Below are 15,962 nucleotides of genomic sequence, written 5' to 3'. Positions count from 1 at the left end.
TTCAAGGTTCAAGCAGGGGTTAGCATATAGAAAACGCTATGTTTTGACCCCGGCATCATGACATTGCCATTTTACCCCATTTTTTGCTGTTTTACGACCGTTTTTCTGTCGTAAGGATTGTATGCGACTGCTTACGACAGAATGCGACCACAATGATACTTTATCATATCGTATAATACTGTAAGCGATAATTTTGAAACGAGTTTTTTATTAAGACAATTACTTTTAATAATAGCTTGTTTAAGTGAGAAAATCAACCATTTTAGCCATATCAAAGTCCTGACAATGATATTTTTCTGAATCAATTCCGCATAATACAAGAACACATTTAAAAACATGACTAATCTTAGAATCATACTTATCTGGTTATAAAATTCCCCCTCCAAGATGTATTATACCTGAGAGGGGGAAATAAAATCTCTTGATATCCGCACCGATACGCCCTTTTGTTATTTACTTTTTCTTCTTAATACCAGTGCTCCTGACATTGCTGTAATCCCCATCAGAACCAGATACAATGTCATAGAACTGCTATCTCCCGTCTCTGGAACTTTATCCTTTGCATCGGAAGCCGGCGCCTTTGGTTTTGGAATAGTCTTCTTAGTCTGTTGTCAGTTCAGCCTGTATTTTAAAACCGTTACTTTCTTGAAGCTATGAAACCATGTCCTAAACACTTTGTTAGCTTAAGTATAGCACAAATGTGGATGTGTTCCGTATTCGTATCGTTTTATTTATTCAATCCCCATTACTTCTCCTAGTGCAAGCACCGCATTTCTTACGCATTCCGGACATTCACAGAGTACCTTTCCTGTGCTGACGCCCTTCAACTCCCTGCAGATCGTTGCTCCGCATTTTTGCTGAAACTTTGCAAAGATTTCTTTGGAATAACGAGGCGTTCCGGCTCCGTCTGTCAGGACTCCGGCGGTCATCACAGCTCCAATGAGTGCCCCGCAGGTTGCTTCCAGACATCCCATTCCAGCTGCATAGCCTGCGGTTAATTTCATCAGTGTCTCATCGTCCAATGAAAGCTTATCTTCAAATACTTTTACCACTGCCTGGGAACAGTTGCATGCTCCGGCAGCTTTTAAATCTGCAGCTTTTGCTGCGCGTTCTTCGATTGTCATATTCAGTACCTCTCTTATTTTATTCAATCTGGTAAAATTTTTTCAAAGGCTTCGCCTCAGTCTTAGCTGCTCTCTGAAAAAATTCCGGTATATTCTCCATATACCTGTAAATATACACAGGGAACAGACTGATGCCTGTTCCCTGCCTGTTAATTCCTATTATAACATAAATCTGTTAGAATCCCATCCACTTTTTCAGAATACCGGGACACATTCTTTTAAATTTGATACATTCTGAATCCTAGATCATCTCTAAAAATGCAGCAATTCGTGTATCCAGCTGTCCGATATCTGCCTGAGAATAATCGGTCTCTACATGGATATACGGAAGTCCTTTAGATTTTACAAATTTCTCAATGCTCTTTGCCTCGATATTGTAAGTATGACATGCCTGAAGTGTCATTTCTACTACACCCTCGATATTATACTCTTCAAGGAGTCTTCCCATCAGTTCGATACGATTGTTATCTGGTGTCATAACGGAACATCCGATTGCAAGATATCTCTCTGCAATTGCTTTGTAGATGTCCTCTGCATCTTCATCGATGAGACGGTCAACAGATTTTGCACCTCCACAGTTTTCATAGACTACAACATTTCCACCGTGTTCTTCGATGGCTTTTACAACCTTCATCGGTGCACCGCTGCTTGGACATCCGGTTAAAAGAATACGTTTCTTTCTCTCTGGTTTTTCACCTTCTTCGTATTCTTTCATCAGCTTTTCACGAAGGGCATCAATTTCTGCCGGCATCTTTTCTTTGTCGAATTTGAACTGGCTTCCATAGAGAACGCCGAACAGCTGGGAACCGTTCATCGGAGCCGGATCATTTTTCATAACTTCGTAGAATTTCTTCAGTGCAATACGTCCCTGGTTGGATACATGAACAGCATGGCGCACTTTTTCTTCTGTGATCTCTACATTAAATGTCTTTTCCAGATATTCTTTGAAACGGATGATCTCTTTTGTCCACAGCTCCAGGGAATCTGCTCTCTGTGAGTTTGGAAGTTCCATGATATAGACATTTTTGAATTCTTTCATCAGTTCGTACATCTTTTTCTTTCCATCACAGGTTGTCTCTCCGACTACCACGTCTGAGAAATAGAAGAATGGACATTTGTCAGATACGGCAAAACCGTAACTTGCCTTTACCATCGGGCACAGATTCTTCGGCAGATCCTTTTCTGCGATTGGGATCGTTTCATCGGATGTAGAGCAAAGTCCTACGGTAACTGCTCCCATAGCCATTGCGATTTCCTGTGGGAAGTAGGTACAGTACGCACCTACAACCGGAATTCCTTTGTCCTTTACTTCTTTCATTACCAGGAAAGATCTCTGTCTCTGCTCTGCAAATTCTTCAAAAATCTCCGGCAGCTCTTTTACTAATTCCATTTTTATTTTCCTCCTTTATTGTATGCATTTTAAGCATTGAATACATATTTATCCAGACGGTCAAATGCTTCTTTCACTCTGGATGTCGGCAGTGCAAGGTTCATACGGATATACCATTCACCATGGAATGGCTTTCCGTTCTGCCAGAACACACCTGCTTCATATCCCATCTTCAGAACGTCTTCCAGGCTCTTATCATGTGCCTTGCACCATTCTTCACAGTTAACAAACAGCATATAGGTTCCCTGCGGTCTGGTTACGGAAACACCTTCAAAATGTTTGTCGATATAATCACATGCATAAGCGACATTTTCCCCGATCACTTCTCGAAGCTCGCCTACCCATTCCTGTCCTTCCGGTGTATACGCACCCATCAGTGCATGCATGGACAGCACATTCATCGAATTGTAATGGCAGAGGGAAGACTCTTTTAAAACTCTGTCTTTCAGGCGTTTGTTGTATATAATATGATAGCTTCCGATCAGTCCGGCAAGGTTGAAGGTCTTTGACGGTGCGTATAAAGCAATCGTTCTGTTTCTTGCATCTTCAGATACAGACTGGGTTGGAATATGCTCGTTTCCATATAAAATAATATCGGACCAGATTTCATCGGAAATGACGGTCACATCGTATTTTTTATAGATTTCCATTGCTTTCTCGATTTCCCAGCGCTCCCATACACGACCGGTCGGATTGTGCGGTGAACAGAAAATGGCTGCATGGATCTTGTTTTTCACGATCTTCTCTTCCATATCCTCAAAGTCCATCCGCCAGATGCCTTCTTCATCCTTTTTCAGCGGACTGTGGATGATATGGTAGCCATTATTATTCAGTGTGCCGGTAAATCCTATGTAAGTCGGTGCATGGACAAGGACATTGTCACCCTGTGAGCAGACCGCGTGAAGTGCACTTGCCACGCCGCCTAAAACTCCATTCTCATAACCGATATGTTCTTTTTTCAGTCCGGTCACATGATTCCGTTCTTCATGCCACTTGATGATGCTGTTGTAATACTCATCTCTGGTAATAAAATATCCATAGGTCGGATGTTTCGCTCTTTCGATGATCGCTTCAGTAATCTTCGGGAGCGCCGGGAAATTCATATCCGCAATCCACATCGGAATATAATCCATTCCTTCTCTTACTTCTACTTTGTTCCCCGGTCCAAGCATATTTGGAAGGATATCCACTGCAAGGGCATCTTTTCCTTTACGGTCAATAATACTTGTAAAATCGTACTTCATTTTTCTTTCTCCTCTGTTACATACATTTTTTTCTTTTAGTCATCATACAGGTGACATGCCACCTGGTGACCTTTGGATACTTCTTTTAATTCCGGACGGACTTCCAGGCAGATATCCATGCATTTGCTACATCTTCCGCAGAAACGGCAGCCTTTTGGTGGATCGATCGGGCTTGGCACATCTCCGGTGAGAAAATGACGTCCCCGACTTTTTGCCAGATCCGGATCGGCGATCGGAATTGACTCCAGAAGTGCCTGGGTGTACGGATGATACGGCTTTTCATATAATTCCGCAGCCGGTGAAATTTCCACCAGCTTTCCAAGATACATCACTCCGATATTATCGGAAATATGCTTTACCATGGCAAGGTCATGGGCGATAAACAGCATCGTCAGATGCCGTTCTTTCTGCAAGGTCATCAGGAGGTTCATGATCTGCGCCTGGATAGATACGTCAAGTGCTGAAATCGGTTCATCACAGAACAGAAATTCCGGGTTAACTGCAAGTGCCCTTGCAATTCCGATTCTCTGGCGCTGTCCACCGGAAAATTCATGGACATTTCTGGTAGCATGCTCGGCATTTAAGCCAACCATCTCTAGAAGTTCCATCACCCGTTTCTGCTCTTCTTCTTTACTTTTTGTCAGATGATGGATCCGCATCCCTTCACTTACGATCTGATACACTTTCTGGTGTGGATCCAGCGAAGCATACGGATCCTGGAAAATGGTCTGCACCTTCTGTGTAAATGCATTTCTCTCTGCTTTACTCATCTGATGCACATCTTTTCCCTGATACAACACCTGTCCGTCTGTCTTCGTAAGGATTCCGGTACAGGTTTTCCCGCAAGTCGTCTTTCCACATCCTGATTCTCCTACGATTCCGAAAGTTTCTCCTTTATGAATCGTAAAAGAGACATCGTCAACAGCTTTCAATACCCGTTTATGTCCCACTGGAAAATATTTTTTCAGATTTTTTACTTCTAATACTACTTCTTTTTCCATCATGCCTTTATCCTCCCAAATGGAACATCACTTCGATCTGCGCGTTCATCCATCAGCCAGCAGGCTACGCTGTGTTCCTTTGTGATCTGCACCGTTTCTGGTTTTTCTTCCTGACAGATTTCCATCGCATATGGACAGCGGCTGCAGAAACTGCATCCTTTTGGAGGCTTTATCATATCCGGAATATTTCCTTCGATTGTATTTAAGATACTCTTATCTGCACTGTCAATCCTTGGAACGGACTGAAGAAGTGCCCATGTATACGGGTGCTGCTGGTGATAAAAGATATCCCTTGCCGTTCCTCTTTCCACGATTTCTCCGGCATACATGACGATGATCTCATCAGCCATATCTGCAACCACTCCAAGATCATGTGTGATAATAATGATGGACATACCAAGCTTTTCCTGCAACTCTTCCATCAGCGCAATGATCTGTGCCTGTATTGTCACATCCAGTGCTGTTGTCGGCTCGTCTGCGATCAAAAGCTGCGGATGTGTCACCATAGCGCAGGCAATCATCACTCTCTGACGCATTCCACCGGATAACTCATGTGGATATTTGTTCATACACCCTTCCGGATCCGGAACCCCGGTCTGCTTCAGCATTTCCAACGATTTCTGATAAATTTCTTCCTTCGAAAGACTACTCTCGTGATTCTTCAGATTTTCTGCAATCTGCTTTCCAACCTTCATCGTCGGATTTAAGGATACCAGTGCATCCTGGAAAACCATCGAACATTCTTTTCCACGGAAGGTATTCCACTCTTTTTCCGTATACCCGGTAAGCTCTTTTCCCTGGTAAATGATCTTACTTTCCGGCTTTACCTTTCCCGGTTTCTCGATCAGTCCCATCAGGGATTTGGCAGTTACGGATTTCCCACATCCTGATTCACCTACCAATGCAGTTGTCTTTCCTTTTTTTACATCAAATGAAATTCCTCTTACAGACTGTACTTCGCCTGCATATGTAAAATAGGATACAGATAAATTCTCTACTTCCAATAATTTTTCCATCTTCTATCCTCCAGGCTTACTTTACAATCTTTGGTTCCAGTGCGGTTCTAAGGACATCACCAAGTAAATTGAAACTCAGTACTGTACACAGAATCAGAACTCCCGGAAATACCGCAAGTCTCGGTGCATCCAGAATATGTCCCTGCGCACTCTGCAGCATACTTCCCCAGGAAGCTCTTGGAATCTGTACTCCAAGTCCAAGGAAACTTAAGGACGACTCCATCAGAATCGCATTGGCAATTCCAAGGCTTGCCGCTACGATGACCGGTCCCATAATATTCGGTACAATATGTTCCACTGCAATCCGGAAACTTCCAGCTCCCAGATTCCTTGCGGCGGTCACATAATCTCTTTCTTTGACAGACATGGTTTCCGCCCTTGTAATTCTCGCCACCTGTGCCCAGGAAAAAAGACTGAGTACCGCGATCAGAGTAAACAGGCCCGGACGCAAGATCGTATTCAGTACAACCATCAGAAGCATACTCGGAAGTGCCAGGAAAATATCGGTGAAGCGCATCAGGAACATATCCACTTTTCCACCAAAATATCCAGAAGTAATACCGATTGCCGTTCCGAGGATTACAGTCATGATCATCGAACAAAAACCAACCGTAAGAGAAATACGTCCTCCGTAAAGTGCTCTGGTAAAATAGTCTCTTCCGTATTCATCTGTCCCGAAAATATGCTTTGCAGAAATTCCCTGCAGTTTTTCAGCAACATTGATCTTATTCGGATCATATGGACTAAGCGGTGCCAGAATGGAAGCTATGATAATGATCAGGAGAATGATGATACTCACCAGTGCAATCTTATTGGAAAAAAGCTCTTTTTTGATATCTTTCCACACACTGTGATCATATGAAATCAACTCCTGGGTTTTCTTTTTTTCAATTCGTTTAAATCTAGTATCAGTCATTTGCCATATCCTCCCTCTTGATTCTCGGATCTGCAAATGCATACAGAATATCTGCAATAAAGTTACCGACAACCAGAATAATTCCGGACAACATGACGTATGCCATAATCACCGGATAATCACGGACACCGATCGCAGTCATTGCAAGGGTACCTATTCCCGGCCATCCAAAAACACTTTCAATGATAAACGATCCACAGACTATGGATGCCAGATTCATTCCAAGCAATGTGATGATCGGAAGCAGTGTATTTTTCAAAATATGTCTTTTTAAAAGTTTTCCACCTGTCGTTCCTTTTGCTTTTGCTGCAAGAACGTATTCTTCTCCAAGCTGTCCGATCGTATTAGAACGGATATAGCGGATAAAGACTGCCAGGTTGGAAAGGCTCAGGGTGATACATGGCATGATCATATGCTTCACCGTATCCAGGAACGATTCATTTCCCACCGAATGCATCCCCGATGACGGAAGAATATGAAGCTTTGCTGCAAACACAATAATCAGCACCATTCCAAGCCAGAAAGACGGAATCGACATACCAATATAGGAAAGTCCACTGATGATATTATCAATCCAGGTATTCTTGCGGTATCCCGACCAGAGTCCGAGTGGGATTGCCAGAAGCACAGAAAGAACCAATGCGGCTCCCATCAGCTGCAGGGTTGCCGGAAGACGCTTGATGATCTGCTCAGATACGGAAGTATGGTTTGCAAGAGAAATTCCGAAATCTCCTTTCAGCACTTCTTTTGCCCATCCCCAATACTGCTCCGGCATACTTTTGTTAAGTCCGAGATTCTCTCTGATTGCTTCTTTTTCCTCATCTGACATCTGTTCATTCAAATACATACCGGAAATATCTCCCGGTGCTGCATAGATCACGGCAAATGAGAAAAAAGAAATCAAAATCGTGACAATAATCAGCTGAATCCCTTTCTTTACGAAATATTTTGCCATATTTCTTTTCTCCTTTAAAAGAGGGACCGGCACAAAGGTCATCTTGTGCTTCAGCCCCTCTTCGTCTGCTAAAATACGATATAATTAGTCTACTTTGATCTTCAGGTAATCAACGAATTCCGGAACAACCGGTACTGCATCCAGACCTGTTACATTTTTCTGAGATACCATCACATAATTGGTGTAAGTAAGTGGGTATTCCCAGTATTCTGATAAAGTCAGATCCTGCAGATCATTTGCAAGCTGCTTTGCTTCGTCTTTGTCTGCTGCTGCGTTTACCTTTGCTGCAAGCTGTCCGGCTTCATCACTGAATCCCCATGCTTTGGAGCTGCTGTTGATGTAGCTGTAAGCCTGTCCAAGACTGCTTCCACGCTCAGAATCCCATCCATTTGTACCAAGATCCCACTGATCTTCTTCCCCTGACTGGAACATAATTGCGAAGAATCTCTGGAAGAATGCGTTGGAATCCAGACCTTCTACATCAAGCGTTACGCCGATTTCTGCGAGCTGCTGCTGAAGAACTGTTGCAACTTCTTCCATGTTCGGACGGTCTGCATTGTAAACATATTTCAGAGTTGTTCCTTCGATTCCTGAAGATTTGGCAAGTTTCTTTGCTTCTTCAAGATCCTGCTCGTAACCTTTGCAGTCTTTGTTGTAAAGAGACTGATCTGGTGTCAGAAGACTGTTTGCAACCGTTGCAAGTTCGTCACTTCCGTATGCGGTATCGATGATCTCATCTGCATTGATTGCAAGGAAGATCGCTTTTCTTGCATCTTCTGTAAGTTTGTCTTTTGCAGGTCCGTAAGGATTGATCTGCAGGTAATTCAGTCTTGCTTCTGAGAAGGAGCTGATATTGTAATTATCGTCACCTTCATATTTTTTCAGTTCTTCCGGAGTTGTAATTCTCATGTAAGAGATTTCTCCGTTTTCAAATGCAACCTGTTTGGTGCTTCCGGAACCGATCGTCTTCATAACAACTTTCTTAACGCTCGGTGTTTCTCTGTAATAATCATCACGTGCAGTATATACGATACTGTCATCATTGATCTCTGCTACCGTGTAAGCTCCGGAAGTAGCCATATCTGTGGAATTAAAGTATCCGCTTCCTTCTACTTTTGTATAATCATTGTCAAATGCGTGTGACGGATAAATCATCATTCTGCCAATTGCTGCTGTATAAGTTGCATATGGTTCAGGAAGGACAATTTCCAGTGTCTTATCATCTTTTTTGTTAAATACAACTTCCTGTTTATTGATTGTATTATAAGAAGATTTTCCACCAGAATTTCTTCCGGCATAATTCATTGTAAATAAGATATCATCTACAGTAACCGGTTCGCCATCGCTCCAGTTTGCTTTCTCATTCAGATGAATGGTGTATGTTTTGGCATCTTCTGAAATATCAAGCTTATCTGCCAGATAATATTCGATTCCATCCTTTGTTTCTACAAATAATGGTTCAAAGATCGGACGAACCAGAGAGGTCTGGTCATCACTGGCTGTACTTGGCTCCAGAGATGTTGGCATATAATTCAATGCAACTGTAAAAGTCCCATCACTTTTTGCCTCTTTCTTCGTGTCTTCTGTCTTTGCGCTGCTGTCTTTCTTGTCAGAACTTCCACCACATCCGGCAAGCATACCGACTGCTAAAATTCCTGCACACAATAATGCGAGTGCTCTTCTTTTCATTTTCCTTTTTCCTCCATTGTATTTTCCTTAAGTTGCTCTGTCGGTATATCCCCTAGTTAACAACTCTTCAAAAATACTACCAAAATGTTTTTTTCTTTGCAAATAGCTTTTTTCTATCACTTTTTGTACTTATTGCTATTATTTATCAATAATTCCAGAAAACGGCGATTTCTCGTTATTTTTGTAACTTTTAACAATTTATTGTTTTTATCTATAACAAAAAACATAATTTTTTTACAATTTATTTTACCTTTTTTGCAATGTGTATTGTATAATGATTACAAAAGATTTGTTAAATTATTATTCATCATGAAAGGTTTATAAATGAAAAAATTATATGAGCAAAGCCCTGAAATGCATCTGTCCGGCAAACGCCATCTGCGCCATGTAAAATGCACGCACCACAAAGGATATCTGATGGAAGATCTTTCTATGATCAAAAGCGGATTTTATGAGATCAGCTTTTGTAAAAGCGGAGATTTTCTGTTTCGCATCGGCCAGAAACGGCATTTTATTACAAATGGCGATATTCTGGTTATTCCACCGGATATTCCACACTACTTTACCTCCAGTGATCTTGTTGCAAACTATTATGATTTTATCACTGTATGGCTGGAAAAATCATATATTTCCAATCTGAAAAGCCAGCTTCCGGCTCTTGAGGAATCTGTTTTCAATATTGACACACCTCATCTTCTTCATACTACCAATAAGCTGTGCAATTTTGAGGAAGAATTTGAAACCTTTTACCGGGAATATGCTTCTTATGGGGAGCTTTCCGAAACCTATGCCTGTGGTGCATCCACCTGTCTTCTGGTAAAAATCATCAATTATGCCCTGAAATATTCCACCGAATTTATTGAGATTGAATCCGATCAGACCAACCAGATTGTCCGCTATCTGGATCAGCATTTTCTGAAAGAAATCGGCGTGGAGGATCTGGCGCGTACTTTCCACATGAGCAAGAGCAGCCTGAACAAATTTTTTCAGAAACAACTGAATACGACCTGTCATCAGTATATTTTAAAGAAACGGCTGGCACTTGCGGTCTCGCTGATCCGGCAGGATGTTCCGCTTAAAACGGTTGCTGTCCAGTCCGGTTTTGGAGACTATTCTTCATTTTTTCGTGCTTTTAAGAAAATGTATCATATTTCCCCGACCGAATGTCAGGCAGACAATGAAAAACTGAAAAAGATCAAACATTAGCCGGGAGAATGACTTGTCTGAATAGTGTAGACATGCAAAAAACTTCGGATATTCTGGATTTTCGCCAGTGATCCGAAGTTTTTCTTGTTTAATATTTCTTTTTTTGATTGTCTTTATTTCACCAGATGTACTTCTGCCTTCTTCTCATTCAGCTTCTGTGCAGTCTCATGCTCATTGACATAGATACTGATATGTTTTTCTTTGCCGGAAGTATCGTAATCTTCAACAGTAAATACATGTCCGTCAATGATCACCTTTGTTCCATACGGAATCTCATCCGGGTCAACCGCAATGGTCTGCCCTTCAACAATCGGAGTTCCGGTTGCTTTGACTTTGCTTGCCTTCGCACGGCAAGTTTCGCAGGAACAATAATAATCAATGGTATACTCTCCAATACTGTCTCCATACTGTTCGGCTGTAGCGTTCTGTTCGTTCACATCCTTGCCTTCCAGATTATAATTTTCTTCCAGGATTCTGGTTGCCCAGACAGCTTCCGGAATATATACCGTTCCGGAAATGATTCCCTGGTCTTCATTTGCAGCTTCGATGGTCTTTCCGTCTCCTGCATACATCACAACATGATGGACATAACCGTCTTTTGCATAGAAAATCAAATCCCCCGGCTGTGCGTCTTCAACCGGAATCTTGGTTCCATACTGGCTCTGATCTTCGGCTACTCTTGGCAGATTATAGCCAAAATTCTTATAGATTTGCTGTACAAATCCGGAGCAGTCCGACCCTTCTGTCAGGCTTGTACCGCCCCATACATAAGAATTGCCAATGAACTGTGCGGCAAAATCCAGCATTGCCTGACGGATCGCATTCCCCGGTGTTCCCGGCTTTACAGAAGCATAGCTATAATAAAGTGCCTGGTTATCTTCCGGTGCGATCAGTTCTGTAGCTGTCTGGTAAGCACCTTCGCCTGCTGCTTCTACCTGCGCTTTTACTTCATCCCCAGTCTGAACAGCCTCTTTAGAGACAAACCCACGGACATCCCCGGACTCCACATAAATCCAGTCTTTCTCTGCATCCGCAAGGATATAACACAGATTACCCTGGGACATGATTCCGATCACACGTGACTGTCCATTTGCCTCTTCCTGGATTGCTACAGTTCCATCCGACTTTGATGCATCTGCCAGTGCATATTTTTTCGTAGCCAGTGTCTGATTTACGGTTGCACGTACATGGGTAAATGCCTGATTTTCATTTGCCGGAACCGTTTCTTTTGCAAGGGATGCTGTTCCTTCGATTCCAGTGTATGCAATCTTAGCTTTTTTTGCAGTTTTTTTTGCCTGCTTCTGGTATCCACTCAGCAGTACCTGTGCGGCATCTCCGGTATAAAGCTCGGATTCTTTTACAAATCCTCTGACCTTTCCGGATTCTACATACAGCCATCCATTCTTTTCTTCTTTCAGAATGTAGAGAAGTCCATCCTGTGAAATTTCTCCGACAGAACGCACCTTTTCGGCCAACTGCCGGGATGCAAGGGACGCATTTAAAGTATCATCCTGCAATGCTGTAGCAGTATCCGAGTTTAAGGATGACTTCTTTTCCGAAGTGTCTGCTGTGTTTTTTAATGTCCCGGCAGAAAATGTATTAAGCTGTACTTTCTTTTCCATTTTCGTCTTTTTCGCAGAAGATTTCGTCTTTGATTTCTTCGCTTTTACAGAAGTTTCCTTATGAAACAGTTTTTTAGCATCGGCTGTTGCTTCCTGAATATCACTTTCTGTCCGATCAGTATCAACGGCTCCACTGATATCTTCCGGAATTGCCTCACGTATGCTGATCTTTGTCTTTGCAAATGCATATTTTCTCGCAACTGTCCAGAAACGGAAATCTTCTTCGTATTCCGGAAGACTGACGATCTGCTGTCTCTTGACCAGTTCTTCATTGGTCATCTTGTGTTCATTATCCTGCGTATTTTTTTCCTGCTCCTGCGTTTTGTTTTTTTCTTCTGAGCCTTCTGTCTGATCTTCCGAAGGCTGCTGTTCATTGTTCACATTGCCATCTGAAGGCTGCTGTGGTGTATCCGGATTGACCGGATCTGTCGGTTGCTCCGGCGTAACCGGCACATCCGGATTAGCCGGGATTACTTCTACTTCATCCCCTGTTATCGGATCAACCTTCCATCCTGTTTTCGCTGCATCACGCAGGCCGGTATCTTCCAGATATCCTGTCTCTTCATTGTATCTTATTTCTTCATTCTGAATCATCTCCAGGACAAGATCTGATACTTCTGTAAGTGTATCACGCCCATCAATGGATTTTGCCTGTAATTTTTCTCCATTTTCTGATCCATTAGAAGTAACATCTGTAAGACCGCCCTCTGCCGCCCAAGCTGTTGCCGGAATACTGAAAGTAAGTCCGAAAACAAGTAATCCTGCGAGAATTTTTGCTCCTGTCATTTTTGCTACCTGTATATTTCTATATTTCAAAATCTGTTGCTCCTTCTTACAAATTCTGTAAAATCCAGTCCTTTTAGTCGAAACGCGACATTTTTATTTTACTACTCTTTGACAAAACCGTCCATATTTCATTAAAAATATTTCTGATAAAATTTTTCAAACTCAGAGAGTAATTTCTTTCGGAAAATATTTTGGTAAAATGAAAAAAAGGAAATGTCCTGACATATTTTACGTCAGAACATTTCCCTGTTTTTATGGCTTTAGATAAACTCCGAAAGAACAAATTATCCTTCGCTTAATTTTTATTTAACCAGATATACTTCTGCATTCGTCACGCCGAGAGCAAGTGCTTCTTCATGGCTGTTTACATAGACATCAATGTGGTTTTTCTTGATCGCACCACCACAGTCTTCAGCAGTAAATATATGTCCGCCGATGATGACTTTTGTTCCGTAAGGGATCACACTCGGATCCACCGCAATGGTCTGTCCTTCAATGACCGGGGTTCCGGTTGCTGTGATCCCGTCTGCTTTGTTACAGCAGATTTCACATGCACAGTAATATGTAATCGTAAAATTACCAAGATCTGCGCCGTACATCTCTTCTGTCGCATTGACTGTTCCGATTCCGCCACCTGCAACAGTATAATGATCGTCCAGGATCCGGGTTGCCCATACTGCATCTTTGTTATAAACAGTTCCGTAAATGATTCCCACATCTTCATTTGCTGCTTCGATCGTCTTTCCATCTCCGGCATACATCACAACATGATATACATAACCGTTCTTTGCATAGAAGATCAGGTCTCCAGGCTGTGCGTCTTCTACTGGAATCTTGGTTCCATACTGGCTCTGATCCTCGGCAACACGCGGAAGATCATATCCGTAAGCCTTGTAAATCTGCTGTACAAATCCGGAACAGTCTGCTCCGTTTGTCAGACTGGTTCCGCCCCACACATAAGGATTACCGACAAACTGGGATGCATATTCAATCATTGACTGGCGGATTTCACCACTCGGCGTTCCTTCTTTTGTAGAAGTCAGCGTATAGTAAAGAGCTTTATTATCTTCCGGATCCATGTTTTCCTCTGCCATTGAATAGGCATCAGCTCCTCTTTCTGTCACCTGTGCTTTGGTTTCAGCGTCTGATTTCAAATACTTCTTTTCCGCAAAACCTCTGACATCTCCGGATTCTACATAAACCCAGTCTGAATCTTCATCTGCGAGAATGTAGCAGAGCTCTCCTGTTGTCATTGTCCCAACAACTCTGGAATCCGCATTCTTCTCTTCTTGAATATTCAGGATTCCTTTTTTATCGGTATCTAGCTGATCGCTTACCAGTGCCGGTTCTTTATCTGCAACCGTCTGCTTCACCGTCGCACGGAGATAGGTATATGCCTGATTATCTTTTGCATCTATCAGTGCCTGTGCCGTCTTTGCGGTTCCCTCGATTCCGGTATAGTCTTTGTTTTCTTTGGAAGCTTTTAACCTGGCCTGTGTCTGATAGACATCCAGAAGTTCCTGTGCCGCATCTTCCGTATAAATTTCAGACGCCTTTACAAATCCCCTGACATTACCGGATTCCACATACAACCAGCCATTGTTTTCTTCTTTCAAAATATAAAGAAGCCCGTCCTGCGAAATCGTTCCGACCGAGCGGACCTTTTCTTCCATCTGCTGTGCTGCCAGGTCAGCAGTCACTTTTGCCGCCTGTTCTTCTTTTTGCTTCTGCAGATCCTTCTCAGCCTGTCTTGCTGTTTCAGCTCTTTTTCCAGCTTTTAGATTGGTCTGATTCGGCGCCTCTGCCTTTAATTTCGCTGATGAAAAAATGTTGAGTCCGGTCAGTTTGATCTGTGTAGATTTTTTTACACCTTTTGCCGTTTTTGTACGTTTCACTTTTTTCGTGTTGTATTTTTGATTCTCTTTATCAAATCCGGCTCTCAGCTCTTTTGCATCTTTTTTTGCCGCTTCAAGCTCTGCTTCTTTGGCTTCCTCGGAAGCATCTGCCCTGCCATCTGCAGCTTCCGGAATTTCCTCCCGTACATTGATCGCTGTTCTGGCAAATGCATATTTTCTTGCCACAGTCCAGAAACGGAAATCCTCTACCATCTCTGGCTGCTTCACAATCTGCTGACGGCTGATCAGTTCAGAATTACTGACTGCAGTTTTTGATTCGTTCTGACCGGCTGTTTCTTCTGCTTTGCCGATCTCCTGTGTATGGTCGATCTCACTTCCCGGAATTGGGTCGGTCTTTGTATCTTTCCGGTCTTCGGAAGAATCTGCCTTATCAGTATCCGGTGTCTGAATCGGATCTTTGGAATCGGATTTGCCGGAATCCGGGCTATCCGGATTTTCCGGAGTGCCTGGTTTTTCCGGTGTCTCTGGAGTTCCCGGAGTATCCGGCTTTTCTGGAGTTTCTGGTTTTTCCGGTGTCTCTGGAGTTTCCGGAGTATCCGGCTTTTCTGGAGTTTCTGGTTTTTCTGGTGTCTCTGGAGTTTCCGAAGTGTCCGGTTTTTCCGGTGTCTCTGGATTTTCCGGAGTGTCCGGTTTTTCCGGAACCTCTGGGTTTTCTTGATTTCCAGGGGTGTCCGGTATGGCTGGTGTCTCCGGAACATCCGGTGTCTCTGTCAGGCGTTCGCCTGTCTCCGGATCCACTTTCTGACCAGTCGAGGTATCTTCCAGATAGCCGGTTTCATTATTCAGCCTGACTGCTCCGCTTTCCATCATTCCCCATACATAATCAGATACATTCACAAATGCTTCTGATCCATCTGTCTTTTTTGCCTGCACTGTATTCTCTGCTACAACGGCCGTTTCCCCATCATCGGCAAATGCCGCCATTGGCGAACCAAGAGCCATTCCAAATGCCAGAAGACTTGCCAGTGTCTTTGTCCCGATCCTTTTTGCTATAAATTTGTTCCTAAACTTCAATAATTGATCCTCCTCTCGTAAATAGACTATAAGTTGTATGTTAATTTTTGAAGTTTTCAAAAAATTCTTCTTCGCATTAACAA

12 protein-coding genes are annotated in these 15,962 nt (G+C 42.8%); 1 reads left to right on the top strand and 11 read right to left on the bottom strand.

Features of this window, described 5'->3' with window-relative positions:
- Nucleotides 1-449 precede the first annotated feature (449 nt).
- From PGU50_RS18255 to PGU50_RS13815, 9 genes are all read right to left on the bottom strand, one after another.
- Nucleotides 450-593 carry a sortase B protein-sorting domain-containing protein gene (locus PGU50_RS18255; RefSeq protein ID WP_442872433.1) on the bottom strand — a complete coding sequence of 48 codons (144 nt, stop codon included), beginning with the start codon at nt 591-593 and terminating at the stop codon, nt 450-452.
- Between the two features lie 138 nt (nt 594-731).
- Nucleotides 732-1,124, bottom strand: a complete 393-nt coding sequence (locus PGU50_RS13850) for a C-GCAxxG-C-C family protein (protein WP_270247214.1) — start codon at nt 1,122-1,124, stop codon at nt 732-734.
- 241 nt (nt 1,125-1,365) lie between these two features.
- Nucleotides 1,366-2,514 (bottom strand): double-cubane-cluster-containing anaerobic reductase, encoded by a 1,149-nt coding sequence (locus PGU50_RS13845; RefSeq protein ID WP_117558601.1) that lies wholly within the window; start codon nt 2,512-2,514, stop codon nt 1,366-1,368.
- A gap of 29 nt (nt 2,515-2,543) precedes the next feature.
- The gene (locus tag PGU50_RS13840; RefSeq protein WP_117558603.1) at nt 2,544-3,758 is read right to left on the bottom strand and encodes a MalY/PatB family protein; all 1,215 of its coding nucleotides are present in this window, start codon (nt 3,756-3,758) and stop codon (nt 2,544-2,546) included.
- 35 nt (nt 3,759-3,793) lie between these two features.
- Nucleotides 3,794-4,762, bottom strand: a complete 969-nt coding sequence (locus PGU50_RS13835) for an ABC transporter ATP-binding protein (protein ID WP_270247213.1) — start codon at nt 4,760-4,762, stop codon at nt 3,794-3,796.
- The gene (locus PGU50_RS13830; protein ID WP_270247212.1) at nt 4,759-5,775 is read right to left on the bottom strand and encodes an ABC transporter ATP-binding protein; all 1,017 of its coding nucleotides are present in this window, start codon (nt 5,773-5,775) and stop codon (nt 4,759-4,761) included. Before PGU50_RS13830 ends, PGU50_RS13835 begins: the two co-directional genes overlap by 4 nt.
- A gap of 16 nt (nt 5,776-5,791) precedes the next feature.
- Nucleotides 5,792-6,691: an ABC transporter permease gene (locus tag PGU50_RS13825; RefSeq protein WP_118199185.1), complete on the bottom strand. Its 900-nt coding sequence runs from the start codon at nt 6,689-6,691 to the stop codon at nt 5,792-5,794.
- Nucleotides 6,684-7,646: an ABC transporter permease gene (locus PGU50_RS13820; protein ID WP_044998647.1), complete on the bottom strand. Its 963-nt coding sequence runs from the start codon at nt 7,644-7,646 to the stop codon at nt 6,684-6,686. The genes PGU50_RS13825 and PGU50_RS13820 overlap by 8 nt, the downstream gene beginning before the upstream one ends.
- A gap of 84 nt (nt 7,647-7,730) precedes the next feature.
- On the bottom strand, nt 7,731-9,335 hold the full coding sequence (locus PGU50_RS13815) for an ABC transporter substrate-binding protein (protein ID WP_008370544.1): 1,605 nt from the start codon (nt 9,333-9,335) through the stop codon (nt 7,731-7,733).
- A 324-nt stretch (nt 9,336-9,659) separates the two neighbouring features.
- Here PGU50_RS13815 and PGU50_RS13810 point away from each other — a divergent pair, with 324 nt between their 5' ends.
- Nucleotides 9,660-10,541 (top strand): AraC family transcriptional regulator, encoded by an 882-nt coding sequence (locus tag PGU50_RS13810; RefSeq protein WP_117834743.1) that lies wholly within the window; start codon nt 9,660-9,662, stop codon nt 10,539-10,541.
- Nucleotides 10,542-10,654: 113 nt separating this feature from the next.
- Here the strand turns inward: PGU50_RS13810 and PGU50_RS13805 are convergent, their stop codons facing one another.
- Together PGU50_RS13805 and PGU50_RS13800 are read right to left on the bottom strand one after the other, a co-directional pair.
- Complete coding sequence (locus PGU50_RS13805) at nt 10,655-12,979, bottom strand: C40 family peptidase (RefSeq protein WP_270247211.1); 2,325 nt, start codon at nt 12,977-12,979, stop codon at nt 10,655-10,657.
- A gap of 272 nt (nt 12,980-13,251) precedes the next feature.
- Nucleotides 13,252-15,879: an NlpC/P60 family protein gene (locus PGU50_RS13800; RefSeq protein WP_270247210.1), complete on the bottom strand. Its 2,628-nt coding sequence runs from the start codon at nt 15,877-15,879 to the stop codon at nt 13,252-13,254.
- Nucleotides 15,880-15,962 lie beyond the last annotated feature (83 nt).

The sequence above is a fragment of the Coprococcus sp. AM11-30B genome (assembly GCF_027674365.1).
Classification (GTDB): domain Bacteria; phylum Bacillota; class Clostridia; order Lachnospirales; family Lachnospiraceae; genus Allocoprococcus; species Allocoprococcus comes.
Note: the sequence above shows the minus strand (reverse complement) of the source record. Positions and strands in the feature narration are given on the sequence as shown.

Excerpts from the sequence above, each read along its gene's own strand:
- PGU50_RS13835 (WP_270247213.1), bottom strand. The coding sequence starts at position 4,762 with ATGATGGAAAAAGAAGTAGTATTAGAAGTAAAAAATCTGAAAAAATAT.
- PGU50_RS13810 (WP_117834743.1), top strand. The coding sequence starts at position 9,660 with ATGAAAAAATTATATGAGCAAAGCCCTGAAATGCATCTGTCCGGCAAA.
- PGU50_RS13840 (WP_117558603.1), bottom strand. The coding sequence starts at position 3,758 with ATGAAGTACGATTTTACAAGTATTATTGACCGTAAAGGAAAAGATGCC.
- PGU50_RS13815 (WP_008370544.1), bottom strand. The coding sequence starts at position 9,335 with ATGAAAAGAAGAGCACTCGCATTATTGTGTGCAGGAATTTTAGCAGTC.
- PGU50_RS13850 (WP_270247214.1), bottom strand. The coding sequence starts at position 1,124 with ATGACAATCGAAGAACGCGCAGCAAAAGCTGCAGATTTAAAAGCTGCC.
- PGU50_RS13830 (WP_270247212.1), bottom strand. The coding sequence starts at position 5,775 with ATGGAAAAATTATTGGAAGTAGAGAATTTATCTGTATCCTATTTTACA.
- PGU50_RS13845 (WP_117558601.1), bottom strand. The coding sequence starts at position 2,514 with ATGGAATTAGTAAAAGAGCTGCCGGAGATTTTTGAAGAATTTGCAGAG.
- PGU50_RS13820 (WP_044998647.1), bottom strand. The coding sequence starts at position 7,646 with ATGGCAAAATATTTCGTAAAGAAAGGGATTCAGCTGATTATTGTCACG.
- PGU50_RS13825 (WP_118199185.1), bottom strand. The coding sequence starts at position 6,691 with ATGACTGATACTAGATTTAAACGAATTGAAAAAAAGAAAACCCAGGAG.